A 17,783-nucleotide genomic window follows, 5' to 3' on the forward strand; every position below is an offset into this window, starting at 1 on the left:
GCTCCTGAAATACCGCACGGCTCCCGAAATCATCCGGCGGAGCGACGGGGTGGGCAGCGAGAGCTGGGCGAGAGGGAGGGCGTCGGTGGTGCCCCGGCGTCATCCTCGGGGGCGCTCGTCCTCGGCGAGACGGCGGGCCAGGGTGCGACCGGCCAGCCGCCCGGCCCGGTTGGCGCCGATCGTCGACGCCGTGGAGCCGTACCCCACCAGCAGGATCCGTCGGTCGCGGGCGGGGCTGACCTCATCCAGCATCCGGATCCCGCCGCCGGGTTCGCGCAGCCTCAGGGGCGCCAGGTGATTCATGGCCGGGCGGAAGCCGGTGTTCCAGAAGACCACCTCCACCGGCTCCTCATGCCCCGCAGGGAACGGATCCCAGCTCGCGGGCATCACCAGCTCCTCCGATGCCGAGGGTCCCAGGCCTCCGGAGGCGGCGGCTTCCGGTTCCCGATCCGCGGGCAGCTGCTTTCCGGAGGGATCCGGGCCCCACACGGCCCCGGTGGGGGTGAGCCGCTCCGGCATCCCGCGGCTGACCAGCACCCCCTGCTCGACCCCGCGCACGTACTCCTCCCACAGGGGGATGCCGGTCGTGCGCACCACGCTGGCGGGGGCGCGGCCCGCGGCGGTCCGGGTCCGCACGGCCTCCTCCACCTCCCGGCCCCACCCGGCGTCGAATCCGCGGTCCGTGAAGTTGGGAGGGCGCCGGGTGGCCCAGATGGTCTCGGTGACCGGAGCCAGCTCCAGCAGGAACTGCACCGCGCTGAGCCCGCCGCCGACCACCAGGGTGCGCCGACCCGCGAAGTCCTCGCGGCGCACATAGTCTCGGGTGTGCAGCTGAGCCCCGCGGAACTCCCCGATGCCCGGGATCGTGGGGACGTAGGGGCTCGTCCAGGTGCCCGCCGCACTCAGCACATACCTGGCCAGGTACATGCGATCTTCGGAATCCTCGCGGGCGGTGAGGCGCAACAGGTCCGGCCGATCGGCGTCCTCCTCGACGCGCGTCACCCGCGCCGGCCTGCGCACCGCCAGCCCGAACTCCTCCTCATAGCGGCCGTAGTATTCGGCGACCACCCGGGAAGCCGGCACCTCCCGCGGCGGCTGTCCCAGGGGCAGCCCGGGAAGGTCCGCGATGCCGTGGGCCCGCCCGAACACCAGGGAATCCCACCGATGCCGCCACGCGCCGCCGGGACCGTCATCCGCGTCCAGCACCAGGAAGTCGGCACCGGGTGCCAGTCCGCGGCGCACGAGCTCATGGGCCGCGGCCAGACCGGCTTGGCCGGCCCCGATGATGATCGCAGTGTAGGTCTGCACATCCGCTGCAACCGCGGCCGACGTCGGTCTATGCCCGGGTGGTGCGGGTCAGTAGCCGCAGGCGGTGATCCGCAGCAGCTGGGCCTGCCCGTCCTGGTACACCGGCTCCGCCACGCCATCCTGCACCAGATCCTCCAGCCCGGGGTACGTGTGTCCCGGATTCCTCACCAGGGCGGGTGCGGAGAAGTCCGCGACGTACCAGTACCCGGAGCTCTCCACGGCCTCGCACACGGAGGGATCCGAGTAGGCCTGGTTCAGCTTCTCCCCCAGCACGGCGGCATCGGGGTCATCCCGGTAGGCCAGGTGGGTCGCGGAGACCTCACGATCCACCAGCGCGTAGATCAGCGACCCACCTCTGGACGGATCCACCAGCACCTTCTGGCCCGCCGGCACGTACTGGTCCACATGCTCGATCACGTCCATCTCCTGCGCATCCACCAGGGCGGAGTCGGCGGAGACGGTGAAGCGCTCCCGGACATCCTGCTCCATGGTGCGCATCGGCTGGCCCAGCTGGGTGCTCAGCACGATCGCCAGCAGCAGCAGAGCCGTGGACGGTCCCGGCGCGCTCAGGGCGTGCAGCAGGCGACGTCGTCCGCGCCCGCTGCGCGACGCGGCGGATCCCCCCTCGGCGGGGACCTCGACCCACGGGGGCAGCTCCCCCGACGGGTTCTCCTGACCCCGGATGGTCTCCGGCGCGGCTTCGGTGCCGCCGTGTGCCCTCCGGGTCTCGTACCATGTGCGCTCCTCCCAGCCGTGGCGGACCACCCGGAGCACGGCATCCGCGCCCACCACGGCCAGCGGCACCGCGACCACCGGCAGCAGCGCGGCCAGCCGGTAGGCGTCGTTGTACCAGACCCCGGTGATGAAGATCCGCCCGTGCGCCTCGTCCAGGAAGCGCACGGCGATGTAGAACCAGGCGCCGGTCAGGTACGTCAGCAGCACCCAGACGTACCGGCGGCGGCGCACGACGGAGACCGCGCCGATCAGCACCAGGGCGGCGACCATCCACTCCGGGTGGTACGCGCCCATCGGGGACATGGACACGGCCTCCCAGATGGCCTGCGGGCCGGTGGCCTCGGGCTTCCAGATGTGCAGCACCCGATCCGCCGGGCGCACCACGCCCCACAGGATCCACAGCACCCCCAGGCACGCCGCGATCAGACCGAGCTGCAGGAGGAACCTCCCCCAGCCGATCCGCCCGGCGGCCACGGCGCGCACCTGTCGTGCGCCGCGCACCAGCAGGATCGGCGCGGAGAGCACCAGCAGGGACATCAGCGCATTCGGGTGGGACAGGGCGATGCCGGCCAGGAACGGCAGCACCAGCAGCCCCGCCTGCCCGGTGCTCAGGATCCGGTGGGTGCTCACCCGCAGCAGCTGCACCGCGATCGCCAGACCCGCCGGCAGCACGGACAGCCCGAGCAGGTTGGGGTAGAGGATCCCGAACCACAGCAGCAGCAGCGGGAATGCGGTGCACCCGGCCGACAGGACGCCGGCGGCCAGGACGGTACCGCGGCGGAACCGGCCCATCGAGCGGACCAGCAGCACCACGGACAGGGGCCACACGACCCCGCCGACGGCCAGCGTCATGGCGTTGGTGGCGGCCGGCACGCTGCCGCCGGCCACCGGCAGGGCCAGGGCGGTGACCGCGTGCCATGCCGTGGGATAGAACCCGGCCGACTGCCCGCCGGAGGTCATCTGCTGCACGGTCAGCGAGGAGGCGTCTCCGGTCTCGGAGATCCAGCGCACGGCGTTGAGATGGAAGTTGTTGTCGTAGGTCTGGGAGAAGCCCTGCGGATCGCCGATCGCGCTCACCAGGTCGAGCAGACACAGCGCCGTCCCCAGGAGCAGTGCGAGCCAGGCGGTGCCCTGCGCCCGCGAGCGCCACGACGCGGCGACCGGCGGCGCCGAGCCGCGGGGAGGCCGGGGCCAGTCCAGCAGGTCCCGGCGGGCGAGCAGACGGCGCAGCCCCAGCAGGGCCGCACCGACCAGCAGCCCCCCGACCAGGGGGATCCACAGGGCCCAGCGCAGCCCCAGCCATGACGCGAGGATCGCGGTGAGCGCGGTGACGCCGAGGGAGAGCCCGGGGGCCAGGGCGACGGCGTCGAAGCCCCGCACCCGGGTGCCCAGGGTGATGAGCAGGCCGGGGGTGATGAGGACCAGCAGGCACACCCCGACGGCGGGGGCCAGGCTCAGCCACTCCACGGTCATCGGCTCCGTTCTGCGGGAAAGGGACCCGATCGGGGGAGGCGGGCCATGACCAGTGTAGTGAACACCCCGGGCGAGCTCGGGAGGCGGTGGGGCTACAGGCCGTAGGTGCGGCGCACGTACGACCCGTAGATGAGGCGGTACAGGGCGGGGGAGAGCTTCAGCAGCGCCCCGGCCGCCGCGTACAGCGGGGCCGCGGAGGCGGTGCCGGCCAGCTGTCTCCAGGTGATCCGGCGTCGGGAATCCCGGATCACCGCGAGAGCCTGGGCGCTCTCCTCCTGCCGGGCCTCGGCGGAGAGGCTGTCCGCCAGTCGGGGCAGCAGCATCCGCCGCATCAGGGACTGCTGGGCGGCGTTGAGGAAGATCAGCACCCAGGTGACGGTGTACGCCCGGCGCCCCTCGGGGGCGTCCAGGAGGTCCCCGACGGCCCGGGCCAGCCCGTGCATGAGACGCAGGGACTCCTCGGGCGGGGTGACGCGCCCCCACGTCAGGGAGCCCGCACCCACCCCGTATTCGTAGAGGGAGCTGGGCACGACGACGACGCGCCGGGCCGCGGTGAGCACGGCGGCGCAGAACACGGTGTCCTCCCCGCGGTGCACATCCGGGAGGAAGCGGATGTCCCCGACGGTGTCGCGGCGCACGAGTTTGTCCCACACGAAGGAGGTCATCTCATCGCGCAGCAGCTTCACGGCGGCCTGGCGCCCGGTGAGCACCCCGGCGGGGGTGCGGAAGCGGTCCTGCTCCTCCCCGGTGGTGCGCACCAGGGTGTGCCCGCAGGCGGCGACGTCGGCGCCCTGGTCCGCGGCGAAGGCGTGCAGGGTCGCCAGGTAGTGCGGGCGGAAGCGGTCATCGGCGTCGAGGAAGCAGACCCATTCCCCGCGGGCTTGGTCCAGGCCGCGGTTGCGCACCGCGGAGACGCCGCGGTTCTGCTCGTCGTCGAAGACCCGCACCCGCTCGTCCGGGTGCTCGGCGAGGAAGGCGCGGACCTGCTGGGAGTCCTCCGGGGAGCCGTCGATGAGCACGAGCAGCTCGAAGTCCGGGTCCGTCTGGGCCAGGGCGGAGCGGATCGCCCCGATGACGCGTCCGCCGGTGCGGTGCACGGGCATGATGATGGAGGTTCTGGGGGTCACGGGGTGTCCTTCGGTGACGGCTGATCGGGCTGGGTTCCGGCGTCGTCCGGGAGCGGCGCCTCGGCCGGGCGGCCGGGGTGGTGCGCGGCGTCCTCACCCCACATGTCCGCGGCGAGGCGGGCGATGTGGATGGTCAGGTAGGTGTGCTCGTCCTCGCCGAGGGTGGTGTCCAGGTGCATGTCCAGCAGCAGCATCACCTTGTCCGCGCAGGCGTAGGCCTCCGGGTAGCCGGTGCGCACGGCGTCGTGGATCGCGGGCAGGGTGGGGTCCGCGACGGTCGGCCGGCGCCCCTGCTCCGCACGCACGAAGAGGTAGCGCAGGTGGGTGACGAAGCGGGCCACGGACAGCTGCGTCTGGTCCACGGGGCGGCCGTAGTAGGAGGAGATGACGTCGAAGATCTGCGCGAAGATCTCCGTCATCCGGTAGGTGCGGCTCAGGTCCGTCCCGGAGAACTGTGCGTTGACCAGGTGCAGGGCGATCGGCGTCGCCTCCTCCGGGGGCAGGCGCACCCCCAGGCGCTCGTTGGTCAGCTCGACGGCGCGGCGCCCGAAGGCCGCCTCCCGGGGGTACAGCTGTGCGACCTCGATGGCCAGCGGGTACTCGATGTGCATCCCGTCCCGGGCACGCACCACCGCGAAGTTCAGGTGATCCGCCAGCGGCAGGACGAAGGAATGCGGCAGGTCCCGGCCGAACTCGGCGCGGGCCTGCTCCTCCAGCTCGGTGGCCAGGGTGAGGATCCCCGGCGGCAGCTCGGACAGCAGCGCGCCGATCTGATCCGGACCGCCCGCGCCCTCCGGGACGAAGGTCTGCTCCACCTTCTCCGGGTCCAGGCGCTGGCCCTTCCTTTTCCCGAAGCCCAGGCCGCGCCCGATCATCACGGCCTCCTCGCCGGCGTCGGTGGAGGCCAGCACCACGTTGTTGTTGTAGATCCGCAGGATCCGCACCGGCGCACCTCCTTCCACGCTGCTCGACCGCGCGCAGTCCCCCCCAGTCTACGGGCGGGGGGTCGGCAGATGCCTGGGAAGGTGGTGCCTGCTCCCACGGGTCCGGACCTGCTCGCCGAGGCGGCGCTCTCGTTCCCGGGCGCCCCGCCCTGTTCGCCGATCCGGCGTTCTCGTTCCCACTCGCCCCACCCCGTGCGCCGAGACGGCGCTCTCGTTCCCAGATTTGCGGATTTTGGGAACGAAAGCGCCGTCTCGCGGGGGAAGCCGAGCTAGATGGGAACGAATGCGCCGGGTCGCGCACCCCGCGCACCCCCGCGCCCCTCAGGCCAGGTGCTCGCCGAAGAACGCGCGCAGCTGCTCGACGGCGTCGTCCACGTACTCCGGCACCCAGTAGGTCTGGATGTGGGAGGCGCCCTCGATCACGTGGAAGCGCTTGTCCTGGGTTCCCGTGGCGCGGGCGAACACGTCGTCGCTCATGTCCTTGGTGTCCGCCGCGGAGCCGGCCATCATCAGCAGCGGCTGGTCGATGAGCTCCACCTGGTCCCGGGCGTCGAAGGCCATCAGGTCGATCATGCTCGAGGCGGTGTACCGGGAGCTGGAGCGCGGGTGGTGGTGGGTCTGCAGATAGTACTCGAAGCCCTCCCGGTACAGGCTGCCCTCCGGCAGGGCCTCGATCTGCTCCTGCGTGGGGGTGGCATCCGCCAGGTACCGCACCACCCCGCCCATCGCCTCGATCCGCCGGGCCTCGGCGGCCTGCGCCAGCCGCTGCCCGATGGTGTCCACCGCGGAGTCGTTCATCCCGTTGCGCCGGATCAGCCCCGAGTTGAACATGCTCAGCGTGGCCACCGCCGTGAATCGCTTGTCCGTCTGGGCGGCCTTGATGGCGTACCCGCCGCCCCCCCACACCCCGAGCAGGTCGATCCGGGCGGCGTCGACCCCCGGGAAGGTCCCCAGGAAGTCCGCCATCCCGCGGATGTCCTCCACGCGGTGCGCGGGCTTGTCGGTCTGCCGGGGCTGACCCTCGCTGGCGCCCTGGAAGGCGGCGTCCGCGGCGATCGCCACGTATCCCAGGTCCGCCAGGCGCTGGGCGAACAGCCCGGAGACCTGCTCCTTGGTGCCGCCGTTGGGGTGGGCGACGGCGATCCCCGGGTATCGCCCGTCCGGCCGGTACCCCGCCGGGGTGTACACATTCGCCGCGATCCGGCGGCTGTCCAGCAGGTAGCTCACCGGGTGGATGTTCACCGCTCCCGGCTCATTGGCGGTGATCGCGCCCTGATACACCAGGGTCCACGGGTTGGCCTGCCAGTCGCCGACGTACTCGGGGGTCTGCTCGCTCATGGGGTCCTCTTCCTGTGCTTGTCCTGGGGACGACGCCGACGCCGCCCTTCTGATCCCCCACCCTGCGCCCCGCTGCGCCGCCCTGGCAGTCCCGGCCCATGAGGGGGCACAGCACACCCCCTCTGGCCGGGGCTGATCGGGACCCGCGGAGGGGACCCGGGTGCGATGCTGGTGCCCGGACATCCGCGTCCCCACCCGGGATCTGCGGAGGCATCGGATGAGGCACGAGGACGAGGAGCGGAGGCGGCGCGTGGACGGCAGCGCACTGGGCGATTTCCTGCGGGCACGGCGGGAGGGACTGACTCCTCACGACGTCGGACTCACCCCGGGACCGGGGATGCGGCGCACCCCGGGGCTGCGCCGCGAGGAGGTCGCGGTGCTGGCCGGGGTCAGCCCCATCGCCGACGACGCACCGGCGCACCGACTGCCGGGTTCCGTCCCGCAGATCCTGGAGGCGCTGCGGCCCTTCCCCGCGTACGTGCTCACCCGCACCGGGGACATGCTGGCCGCCAATCCGCCCGCCGAGGCGCTGTTCCCGGGCATGGATGAATGGCCCCCACACCGGCGCAACATCATCCGCTATCTCTTCCTGGCCCCGGCGGCGCGGACGCTGTACCCGGAGGACTGGGAGGTGCATGCCCGGCACTGCATCGCGGGGCTGCGCTCGCTGGCCGGCACGGATCCGCAGGACGCCGCGCTGGCCGAGCTGGTGGAGGAGCTGCGCCGGGACAGCGAGGAATTCGCCGCGCTGTGGCAGGCCTACGACGTGCGCACCCACGCGCAGGCGGTGAAGGTGCTGCACCACCCCGTGGTCGGCCGGGTGGCGCTGGACTTCCAGGCGATGAGCATCGAGGGCACACCGGGGCAGCGGCTGAGCGTGTACTCGGCGGCCCCGGGGACATCGGAGCACGAGGCCCTGGTGGCACTGGATGGCCTCGGGGCGGAGGGAGGCACACTCGCGGGCGGATGAGGCTGTCTTCGGTGCCAGGTGGGTTTGGGCGCCTTCTCTCGCTGAGACGGCGCTTTCGTTCCGACAGGGGAGCCTCCTCTTCGCCGACCCGGCGTTCTCGTTCCCGGATTCGCGGATTCTGGGAACGAATGCGCCGGGTCGGCGTCGGCCGGTGGATGTCGGCCGCCTCGCGACTCCGGGCGGGGGCGGGGGAGTAGGGTCGCGGGCATGGATGCCATCGATGTTCTCCAGGACCTGGCCGCCCGTCCCCTGCAGGCCGCCGAGGGATTCGCGGAGCGGCTCACCGCCGAGAAGCTCAACGCCCACCCGGGCGGGCAGGACAATTCGATCGCGTGGCTGCTGTGGCACGCCGCCCGGGAGATCGACGCACAGGTCGCGGACCTGGCCGACGCCGAGCAGGTGTGGACCGCGCAGGGCTTCGACCGCCGCTTCGACCTGGGGCTGGACCCGCAGGATCACGGGTACGGGCACACCCCGGAGCAGGCGCGTGCCGTCGTCGTGGAGGACGCCGACCTGCTGTACGCGTACCTGCGGGCCGTGGTCGACGCCGAGCAGGCGTATCTGCGCACCCTCTCCCCGGAGGATCTGGCCGAGGTGATCGACCGCAGCTGGGATCCGCCGGTGACCCGCGCGGCCCGGCTGGTCAGCGTCTCCGAGGACGCCCTGCAGCACATCGGCCAGGCCGCCTACGTGCTGGGCATGGACTTCTAGAACCTCCCACCACCGCCCCGTGCCCGACCCCCGGAACCCACCCACCCCCACACCGAGACGGCGCTGCGGTTCCCGAAATCCGTGGGAAAGGGAACCGCAGCGCCGTCTCGGCGGCGAAACGTGAAGGCACGGGACGCCGTCGCCTCACTGCTGCGGGCGGGAGTCCTTCGCGAAGCGCCGGGCTTTGGCCTCCTCGGAGGAGAGCTTGTTCAGCAGGGCCGCCCGCTGCGTGGCGCGGTTCCCGCCGATCACGTGGTCCCGCCCGTCGAACAGCGCCTGGACCCCCTGGTGGGCGACCTCGGCGGGATCGTTCTTCCAGGAGTTGTCCCCGAACTTCGTCTTCTGCATGCCCGCGCGGTCGTGGAAATCGGTGGCCGTCGCCCCCGGCAGCAGGGCGGTCACGCTGACCCCGTGCTCCTTCATCTCCTCCCGCAGCCCCTCGGCGAAGCTGAACATGAACGCTCGGGTGGGCCCGTAGATGGACTCGTAGGGCGTGGGGGTGGTGGCGGACAGCGACGTCGTGATGAGGATCCGGCCGCCGCCCTGCCGCGCCATCGTCTGCACGACGTGCTTGGCGAGGATCACCTGGGAGGTCACGTTCAGCTCGAGCAGCTGCAGCTGGTCCTCCAGGTCGGTGTCGAGGAAGGATCCGCCGAGGCTGCGTCCGGCGTTGAGCGCTGCGACGTCCAGGGTGCGCCCGGTGCGCTCGAACTCCTCCCAGAGCCGCTCGACGTCGGCCCGGTCGGTGAGGTCCGCGCGCAGGGGGATCACCTCGACGTCGGGCAGCTTCTCCGGCAGCTCGAGGATGCGCTCGCTGGAGCCGACGCCGACGATGTCGTAGCCGCGCTGGGCGAGTTCCTGGGCGATGTGGAAGCCGATGCCGGAGGATGCTCCGGTGACGAGAGCGGTATGCGTCATGAGATCTGCTGCCTTTCTGATGCTTCGGGTGCGGTCACGGCGGAGGAGGTGGCGGGCGCGGCAAGCTGCCCCGGAACCGGCGCGCCGGGGGCGACGTCGTCGCGGTCCCGGAGGAGGGTGGCGCGCCAGCTCGCCAGCAGGCGCAGGGCCTCCGCCGAGCCGGCGTCGTGCGGGGAGTAGATGAACAGGGTCTGCGTGGAGTCATCCGGCACCGCGAACGCCTCCCACTCGATGGTGAGATCACCCGCCTGCGGGTGGCGGAACCGCTTCATCCCGGAGGTCCTGCCTTGGGGGTTGGGGCGGGTCCACCACCGGGCGAACTCGGGGCTCGAGGCCCTCAGCTCCCGGACCAGCGCCTCGATCTCCCGGTCCCGTGGGCGGGCGCTGGCCTCGAGCTGCAGGACGCCGACCATCTCGGAGGCGATCTTCTCCCAGTTCCGGTACAAGCCCCGGGCATCCGGATCGGTGAGGATCCACCGGAGGAGGTTGCGATCGTCTGCGGGCTTCGCCGGGAAGTCTGCGAGCAGGGCCCACGCGAGCTCATTGCCGGCGAGGACCTCCATCCGCGGGCCGAGCACGAACGCCGCCTGCCCGCTCATCCCGTCGAGCATCCTGCGGATGCCCGGGCGCACGGCGCCGTCGCGCTGCAGCGGGTTCGGGGTGCGGGAGGGCCGGGCCAGGTTGGACAGGTACTCCCGCTCCGCGTCGTCCAGGCGCAGCGCCCGGGCGACGGCGTGCAGCACGGATTCCGAGGGGGTGACCTGCCGCCCCTGCTCCAGACGCACGTACCAGTCCACGCTGACCCCGGCGAGGACGGCGACCTCCTCTCGTCGCAGCCCGGGCACCCGACGCGGCCCGGAATCCACGATGCCGACATCCTCAGGTCTCACGGTCGCGCGTTTGGCGCGCAGGAATTCCTTGAGCGTCTGCTTGGTGTCTCGGGGCATGGATCCATCCTCCACCCTGGGCCGCCGCGGTGGGAGGGACAGCTTGTCCCACGTTCCTCGGCTGGATTCTCCTCTCCCTCCGACGCGCGAGACGGCGCTGCGGTTCCCACACCTTTGCCGACCCGGCGCATCCGTTCCCAGAATCCACGGATCTGGGAGCGGATGCGCCGTCTCGCGTCCTCGAGAGGGGGAAGTGGGAACCGCAGCGCCGTCTCGGTGGCGCGTGGCGGGACGGGCCGGACGCCTGCCCACTCAGTACGACGGCGTCCAGTCCTTCGGGGGGAGCTCGCCGGTGCGGATCAGCTGCTGGTACCAGTAGAAGGAGTCCTTGCGGTATCGGGCCAGGTCCTTCAGGTCATCGTCCGTGCGGTTGACGTAGATGAACCCGTACCGCTTGGCGATGCCCTGGTGGGTGGAGACCAGGTCGATCGCGGACCACGGGGAGTACCCGAGGATCTGCACGCCGTCGGTGATGGCCTCCTGGGTCTGCTCCAGGTGCTGGCGCAGGTAGTCGATCCGGTAGTCGTCGTGCACGTGCCCGTCCTCGGTGAGCTCATCGAAGGCGCCCAGGCCGTTCTCGGTGACGATCAGCGGCAGGTGGTAGCGGTCCCAGATCGCCCGATAGGTCATGCGCATGCCGACGGGGTCGATCTCCCAGCCGAACTGCGTCATCCCCAGGTTCGGGTTGGACACGGCCTTGAAGTAGCCCTCCTCGCCCTCGGAGATCTGCTGGTCGGCCTCCTCGGAGCGCTCGGAGGCGCCGCCGCCGAAGGGCGCGTCCGCCATCGTGGTGGTGTTGTAGTAGTTGAAGGCGATGAAGTCCGGCTTGGCGGCCTTCATGATCGCCATGTCCCCCACCTCGATCTGCGGGGCGATGCCCTTCTCCTCCAGGTACGCCCACGCGGTGGAGTTGTATTCCCCGCGCGCGGCCAGGTCCAGGTAGAGCCAGTTGCGCACCGCGTTGTAGTTGTCCGCGGCGATGACGTCCTCGGGCTTGGAGGAGGCGGGGTAGACGTAGGAGATGTTGGGGGCGGGCCCGATCTTGGCCTGCGGGTGCATCTGGTGCAGCAGGATCATGGCCTTGGCCTGCGCCAGGAACATGGTGTGGTTGACCTGGTACAGCTCCTTCTCCGGGTCATCGGTGAGCGCGTTGATGATGCCGAGCTTGCGCCCGTGCAGGATCATCATGTTCTGCTCGTTGATGGTCAGCCAGTACTTCACCTTGTGCCCGTACTCGCGGAACAGCACCTCGGCGTAGCGGACGAAGGCGTCCGCGGTGGAGCGGGCGGCCCATCCGCCCTTGGCGTCCAGGGCGGCGGGGGTGTCGAAGTGGAACATCGTGACGATGGGCTCGATGCCGTGCTCCAGCAGCGCGTCGATGAGCCGGTGGTAGAAGGCGATGCCGGCCGGGTTCTCCTCGCCGTCGCCGTCCGGGATGATGCGGGTCCAGGCGATGGAGAATCGGTAGGCGCGGAAGCCCATCTCGGCCATCAGGGCCACGTCCTCCTCGACGTGGTGGTAGTGGTCCGCGGTCACGGTGTAGTCCGCGGTGCCCTCGGGCAGCTCGTCGGCCGGCTTGGTGTCGATGACGGAGGGGCCCTTCCCGTCCTCGTTCCACGCGCCCTCCACCTGGTAGGCGGAGGTGGAGGCGGACCAGAGGAAGTCCTGCGGGAACGGCTTGAGGTGCTGGTGGTACATGGTGTTCCTTTCTCGGTGGTCTGTCTCCCTCCCCAGCGTTTCACGTGAAACGCCGGGGAAGGGTGGGGGAGGATCACCTCCCCGAAGATGACGTCCATGGCGGGGCCACGACCGTTCGACTCCACGGCTCCCCGCCCCTCCTCCACCCATGCCCACCTGCCCCTCCCCACCGGCGTGGTAGGCATGGGACATGCCCACCGACCAGCCCAACGCTGCCCCCGACGCCCCCACATCGCCCACCGCCGTCCAAGTCTCACCCACCCCCGCCACCCCCGCCCCCGACGTCGTGCGGGTGCGCGGGGCCCGCGAGCACAACCTGCGCGACGTGGACCTGGAGGTCCCGCGCGACGCCATCGTCGTGTTCACCGGGGTCTCCGGGTCCGGGAAGTCCTCGCTGGCCTTCGGGACGCTGTTCGCCGAATCCCAGCGGCGCTACCTGGAATCCGTGGCCCCCTACGCCCGTCGGCTGATCGACCAGGCGGGCGTGCCGGAGGTGGACGCCGTCGAGGGCATGCCCCCGGCCGTGGCCCTGCAGCAGCAGCGCGGCACCGGCGGCTCCGCCCGCTCCACCGTGGGCTCCGTGACCAGCCTGTCCAACGTCCTGCGGATGCTGTACTCCCGCGCCGGGATCTACCCCGCGGACCAGCCCATGCTCTACGCCGAGGACTTCTCGCCCAACACCCCGGAGGGCGCCTGCCCGGAATGCCACGGCATCGGCCGGGTCTACGACGTCACCGAAGACCTCATGGTCCCGGACCCCACCCTGAGCATCCGCGACGGCGCCATCGCCTCCTGGCCCGGGGCCTGGCACGGGCAGAACCAGCGGGACATCCTCGTGAACCTCGGCTACGACATCGATGCGCCCTGGCAGGACATGCCCGCTGACGCCCGCGAGTGGATCCTCTACACCGAGGAGCGTCCCACCATCCCCGTGTACCGGCACGCCGAGAGCCCGGAGGCGGTGCGGCGGCTGAAGGCCGACGGCGCGGAGCCCAGCTACCGGGGGACCTTCGTCGGGGCGCGCCGCTACGTGCTGGACACCTTCGCCGGGTCCAAGTCCGCCGCCGCCAAGAAGCGCGCCGCCCGCTTCCTCACCGGCGCCGTGTGCCCCGCGTGCCGCGGCCGGCGCATCAAGGCCGAGGCGCTGAGCGTGACCTTCGAGGGCCTGGACATCACCGAGATCTCCGCGCTGCCCCTGCACGAGCTGCGGGACCTGCTGGCCCCCGTGCTCGACGACGCCTGGACCCCCACCGCCCCCGAGGACGTCCGGGCCGCCGCCCTGCCGGATGAGGCCGCCCGCCGCGCCGCCGTCGAGGCCCGGGTGGCCGCGGGCGGCTCGGCCCACGCCGGCGGCGGGGACGTGCGCACCACCCCCAATCTCTCCGCGGAGAAGATCGCCGCGGCCCGCAGCCTGGTCCGGGATCTGCTGGCCCGGCTGCGCCCCATCCTGGACCTCGGCCTGGGCTACCTCTCTCCGGACCGCGCGACCCCCACCCTGTCCCCGGGGGAGCTGCAGCGGCTGCGCCTGGCCACGCAGCTGTCCAGCGAGCTGTTCGGCGTCGTCTACGTCCTGGATGAGCCCTCCGCCGGGCTGCACCCGCGGGACCGGGAGGCGCTGCTGGGGATCCTGCGGGACCTGCGCGCGGCCGGGAACAGCGTGTTCGTCATCGAGCACTCCCTGGACGTCATCCGCGCCGCGGACTGGCTGGTGGACATCGGCCCCGGCGCGGGCTCCGACGGCGGGCGTGTGCTCTACAGCGGGGAGCCGGCGGGCCTGGCGCGGGTGGAGGAGTCCGTGACCCGCCGCTACCTCGCTGACGACGCCGCCCGCCCCGAGCCCGCGGGCCGCACCCCCACCGGGTGGCTCGAGCTGACCGGGGTGCACCGGCACAACCTGGACGGCACCGACGCGCGGATCCCCCTGGGCTGCCTCACCGCCGTCACCGGGGTCTCCGGGGCGGGCAAGTCCACGCTGGTCGGGCAGGCCCTGCCGGAGCTGCTGGCCCGCGCCGGGGCGAACGCCGCCGGGGGTGCCGCCCACCCGGAGGAGACCGCCGAGCAGGCCCCGGATGAGGCGTCCCTGCTGCTGCAGACCGACGCGGAGACCACCCGCGGCGCGGTGGCCGGCGACGTCGCTCGGGTGCGCCGCGTCGTCGGCATCGACCAGAAGCCCATCGGGCGCACGCCGCGCTCCAACGTGGCCACGTACACGGGCCTGTTCGACCGGGTCCGCCGCCTGTTCGCCGGCACCGACGAGTCCCGCAGCCGCGGGTACAAGCCCGGCCGGTTCTCCTTCAACGTGCCGGGCGGACGCTGCCCCACCTGCGAGGGGGAGGGGTGGATCATGGTCGAGCTGCTGTTCCTGCCCAGCGTCTACTCGCCGTGCCCGGACTGCCACGGCGCCCGCTACAACCCGGAGACCCTGCAGATCACGTGGAACGGGCGGAACATCGCCGAGGTCCTGGACCTGACGGTCGCCGAGGCCCGGGAGTTCTTCGACGAGGTGCCGGAGGTGCGCCGCACCCTGGAGGTCCTCGACGACGTCGGTCTGGGCTACGTGCGCCTGGGCCAGCCGGCCACGGAGCTGTCCGGCGGGGAGGCGCAGCGGGTCAAGCTGGCCGCCGAGCTGCAGCGCAGCCACCGCGGGGACGCCCTGTACGTGCTGGATGAGCCGACCGCGGGCCTGCACCCGGCGGACACGGACCGGCTGCTGGCCCACCTGCAGCGACTCGTGGATGCCGGGTCCACCGTGGTGGTCGTGGAGCTGGACATGCGGGTGGTGGCCCAGGCCGACCACGTGATCGAGCTGGGTCCCGGCGCGGGGCAGGACGGCGGCCGGGTGGTCGCCGCCGGCACCCCGCGCGAGGTGGCCGACGGCGCCGGCGCGAGCGCGAGCTACCTGGCGGCCCAGCTGGGGGAGTAGGCCGGGCCGGAGGGTTCCGGTCTCGGGGAGGGGTCTGGTCTCGGACTCGGGGCTCCGGGGTCCCGGTTTTCCCGCGCGAAGACCCGCCGACCCGGCGCACCCGTTCCCACCCTCCATCGACCCGGCGCATCCGTTCCCAAGTTTGCCGTTCCTGGGAACGAATGCGCCGCCTCGCCGCCCGGGGAGGCCCGGATGGGAACGGATGCGCCGGGTCGGTGAGCCGTCTGGCCTCCAGCCCCGGGCCCCTCGGCTACGACGCCGTCGCCGTCGCCGTCGGGAGGCGGACCTCGAACTCGGTGCGGCCCGGGCGGGATGCCACCGCGATCCGGCCGCCGTGGCTCTCCACGATGGCTTTGACGATCGCCAGGCCCAGGCCCGTGGTGCCGACCTCCCCGGAGCGAGCCTGATCCGCCCGGGCGAAGCGGGAGAAGATCCGCGGGAGGAAGTCCGGGTCGATGCCGGGGCCGTCGTCGGTCACCGTCAGCACGGCCTCCCGGCGGTTGGCGCTGACCCCCAGGGCCGTGGTCACGGTGGTGCCGTCGTCGGTGTGCTTGCGGGCGTTGGACAGCAGGTTCATCAGCACCTGGCGCAGCTGCCGGGGGTCCCCGCGCACCACCACCGGCTCCTCGGGAAGCTCCAGGGCCCAGCGGTGCGAGGGGGCGGCCACCTGCAGGTCGGAGACGCTCTCCACCACCAGCTCGGTCAGGTCCACGTCCTCGCTGACCGGCTGGTGGCCCTGGTCCAGGCGCGCCAGCAACAGCAGGTCCTCCACCAGGGCCGCCATGCGCTGGGACTGGGAGTCGATCCGGCCCAGGGAGCGCTGCCCGTCCCCGGTGAGGTCCTCGGTCCACTTCAGCAGGTCGGAGTACCCGCGGATCGCCGCCAGCGGGGTGCGCAGCTCGTGGGAGGCGTCCGCGACGAACTCCCGCACCCGGTCCTCGGAGCGCTGCCGCGCGCTCAGCGCCGAATCCACGTTCTCCAGCATCAGGTTCAGCGCGTGCCCGACGGCGCCGACCTCCGTGCTCGGGCGGGCATCCGCGGGAGCCACCCGCGTCTCCGGGGGCAGCTGGCCCGCGCCCAGATCCAGCTGGGAGACGTCCGTGGCGACGGCGGAGACCCGCTCCAGCGGCTTCATGGTGCGCCGGATCGCCCAGGAGCCGAGCAGCCCGGCCAGCACCAGGGCGGCCGCGCTGACGCCGACGGTGATCAGCAGCAGGGTGGTCAGGGTGCGGTCCACGTCCGCGGTGGGCAGCCCGGTGATCACGGTCTGCCCGCTGGCGTCCTTCTCCGCGAGCGCCAGGTAGTCCCCCTGGGACAGGCTCACCCGCTGCGCCTCCTTCCCGACCGGCAGGTTCAGCAGGGTCTGCTCATCGGCGGCGGTCAGGGCGACGGCGGAGCCGCGGGTGTCCAGCATCCCGCCGAAGACGAACTCGCCGCCGACGACCCGGGCGTTGAGGGTTCCGGCGGCTTGGCCCGGGGCGTTCAGAGGGTTGGGGGCGGTGGAGGAGGGACTCGGGGTGCTCGTGGCCGCATCCTGGCCGCCGTCGGCTCCCCCGGCGGAGCCATCGGCGCCGGTGCCGTCCTGGCCGCGGTGCGGTCCGGCGAAGCTGGTGGCCCGGTCGGAGGCCTCGGCGAGTCGGGTGCGCAGCTGTCCGGTGAGGTTCGCGTCCATCGCGGCGTAGCTGGCGGCGCCGATCACCAGGCACGCGATGCCCAGGAACGCCAGGAGGATCGCGATCAACCGGGTGCGCAGCCGCCACCGGCCCGGGTGCAGCAGCCCGGCGCGCGCGGGGGCCGCCGGGCGGCGCGGGGCCGTCGCGGAACCGCTCGCGGCCGTCCCGCCCCCGGCGGCCCCGGTCGCGGCCGCCTCATTCGTCGCCGGCCCGCGCGGGGCGGGGGTGGCGTCGTCGTGCGCGAGGGCCATCAGACGGCGGGTTTGATGACGTACCCGGCCCCGCGCACCGTGTGGATCATGGGTTCGCGGCCGACGTCGATCTTCTTGCGCAGGTAGGAGATGTACAGCTCCACGATGTTGGCCTGTCCGCCGAAGTCGTAATTCCACACGCTGTCCAGGATCTGCGCCTTGGACACCACGCGCTTGGCGTTCTCCATGAGGTAGCGCAGCAGCTCGAACTGCGTGGCGGTCAGGGTGATCTCCTCCCCGCCGCGGGTGACCTCGCGGGTGTCCTGGTTCAGCACCAGGTCCCCGACCACCAGCTCGGCGTCGTCCACCGCGGCGACCCCGGAGCGCTGCACGAGCCGGTGCAGGCGGATGATCACCTCCTCCATGGAGAAGGGCTTGGTCACGTAGTCATCGGCCCCGGCGGCCAGGCCCTGGATGCGGTCATCCACGGAGTCCTTGGCGGTCAGGAACAGGCACGGGACCTCCGGCTGGAAGGCGCGGATGCGGGAGAGCAGCTCGACGCCGTCGTACCCGGGCATCATGATGTCCAGCACCAGCACATCGGGGCGGAATTCGCGGGCGGCGGCGAGGGCGGAGGGGCCGTCCCCGGCGGAGCGCACCTCCCACCCGGTCATGCGCAGGCCGGAGCCGATCAGCTCGGCGAGCATCGCCTCGTCGTCGACGACGAGCGCCCGGATGCGGCTGCCGTCCGGGTGCTCGAGGGCGGGCAGGTTCCGGGCGAGCTCGGTGGCGGAGGCGGCGGTGTTCTGGCTCATGCTCCACACACT

Annotated in this window: 13 protein-coding genes; 3 read left to right on the top strand and 10 right to left on the bottom strand. The window is 72.2% G+C overall.

The genetic code is table 11. From position 1 onward, the window contains the following. Positions 1–99: 99 nt before the first annotated feature. The 5 genes from I6G21_RS04155 to I6G21_RS04175 form a co-directional block, all read right to left on the bottom strand. Positions 100–1,308, bottom strand: a complete 1,209-nt coding sequence (locus tag I6G21_RS04155) for an NAD(P)-binding domain-containing protein (protein WP_129358047.1) — start codon at positions 1,306–1,308, stop codon at positions 100–102. Positions 1,309–1,356: 48 nt separating this feature from the next. Then, a complete protein-coding gene (locus tag I6G21_RS04160; protein WP_129358048.1) occupies positions 1,357–3,516 on the bottom strand; it encodes a DUF6541 family protein in 2,160 nt (719 codons plus the stop codon). Positions 3,517–3,608: 92 nt separating this feature from the next. Beyond that, positions 3,609–4,643 carry a glycosyltransferase family 2 protein gene (locus tag I6G21_RS04165; RefSeq protein WP_224799956.1) on the bottom strand — a complete coding sequence of 345 codons (1,035 nt, stop codon included), beginning with the start codon at positions 4,641–4,643 and terminating at the stop codon, positions 3,609–3,611. After that, complete coding sequence (locus I6G21_RS04170; protein ID WP_064725037.1) at positions 4,640–5,587, bottom strand: PRD domain-containing protein; 948 nt, start codon at positions 5,585–5,587, stop codon at positions 4,640–4,642. Before I6G21_RS04170 ends, I6G21_RS04165 begins: the two co-directional genes overlap by 4 nt. Before the next feature lie 321 nt (positions 5,588–5,908). Further along, on the bottom strand, positions 5,909–6,925 hold the full coding sequence (locus I6G21_RS04175) for an alpha/beta hydrolase (protein ID WP_129358049.1): 1,017 nt from the start codon (positions 6,923–6,925) through the stop codon (positions 5,909–5,911). Positions 6,926–7,142: 217 nt separating this feature from the next. Here I6G21_RS04175 and I6G21_RS04180 point away from each other — a divergent pair, with 217 nt between their 5' ends. Together I6G21_RS04180 and I6G21_RS04185 are read left to right on the top strand one after the other, a co-directional pair. Further along, positions 7,143–7,895 carry an MmyB family transcriptional regulator gene (locus tag I6G21_RS04180; RefSeq protein ID WP_129358050.1) on the top strand — a complete coding sequence of 251 codons (753 nt, stop codon included), beginning with the start codon at positions 7,143–7,145 and terminating at the stop codon, positions 7,893–7,895. 207 nt (positions 7,896–8,102) lie between these two features. Further along, positions 8,103–8,606 carry a mycothiol transferase gene (locus tag I6G21_RS04185; protein WP_064725034.1) on the top strand — a complete coding sequence of 168 codons (504 nt, stop codon included), beginning with the start codon at positions 8,103–8,105 and terminating at the stop codon, positions 8,604–8,606. Between the two features lie 144 nt (positions 8,607–8,750). Here I6G21_RS04185 and I6G21_RS04190 read toward each other — a convergent pair whose 3' ends face one another. The 3 genes from I6G21_RS04190 to I6G21_RS04200 all read right to left on the bottom strand — a co-directional run bounded on the left by I6G21_RS04190 (position 8,751) and on the right by I6G21_RS04200 (position 12,169). Next, the gene (locus tag I6G21_RS04190; RefSeq protein ID WP_064725033.1) at positions 8,751–9,524 is read right to left on the bottom strand and encodes an SDR family NAD(P)-dependent oxidoreductase; all 774 of its coding nucleotides are present in this window, start codon (positions 9,522–9,524) and stop codon (positions 8,751–8,753) included. Beyond that, entirely contained in the window at positions 9,521–10,471 is a 951-nt protein-coding gene (locus I6G21_RS04195) for a helix-turn-helix transcriptional regulator (RefSeq protein ID WP_129358051.1), read from the bottom strand. Before I6G21_RS04195 ends, I6G21_RS04190 begins: the two co-directional genes overlap by 4 nt. A gap of 252 nt (positions 10,472–10,723) precedes the next feature. Continuing rightward, on the bottom strand, positions 10,724–12,169 hold the full coding sequence (locus I6G21_RS04200) for a glycoside hydrolase family 1 protein (protein WP_064725031.1): 1,446 nt from the start codon (positions 12,167–12,169) through the stop codon (positions 10,724–10,726). Positions 12,170–12,359: 190 nt separating this feature from the next. Here I6G21_RS04200 and I6G21_RS04205 point away from each other — a divergent pair, with 190 nt between their 5' ends. After that, a complete protein-coding gene (locus I6G21_RS04205) occupies positions 12,360–15,092 on the top strand; it encodes an excinuclease ABC subunit UvrA (RefSeq protein WP_129358052.1) in 2,733 nt (910 codons plus the stop codon). Between the two features lie 250 nt (positions 15,093–15,342). On the opposite strand, the gene I6G21_RS04210 is transcribed toward I6G21_RS04205, so the two are convergent. Both I6G21_RS04210 and I6G21_RS04215 read right to left on the bottom strand, forming a co-directional pair. After that, on the bottom strand, positions 15,343–17,016 hold the full coding sequence (locus I6G21_RS04210; RefSeq protein WP_100463505.1) for a sensor histidine kinase: 1,674 nt from the start codon (positions 17,014–17,016) through the stop codon (positions 15,343–15,345). Continuing rightward, entirely contained in the window at positions 17,016–17,771 is a 756-nt protein-coding gene (locus I6G21_RS04215; protein WP_058731667.1) for a response regulator transcription factor, read from the bottom strand. Before I6G21_RS04215 ends, I6G21_RS04210 begins: the two co-directional genes overlap by 1 nt. Positions 17,772–17,783: the final 12 nt, after the last annotated feature.

The sequence above is a fragment of the Rothia kristinae genome (assembly GCF_016028855.1).
Classification (GTDB): domain Bacteria; phylum Actinomycetota; class Actinomycetes; order Actinomycetales; family Micrococcaceae; genus Rothia; species Rothia kristinae.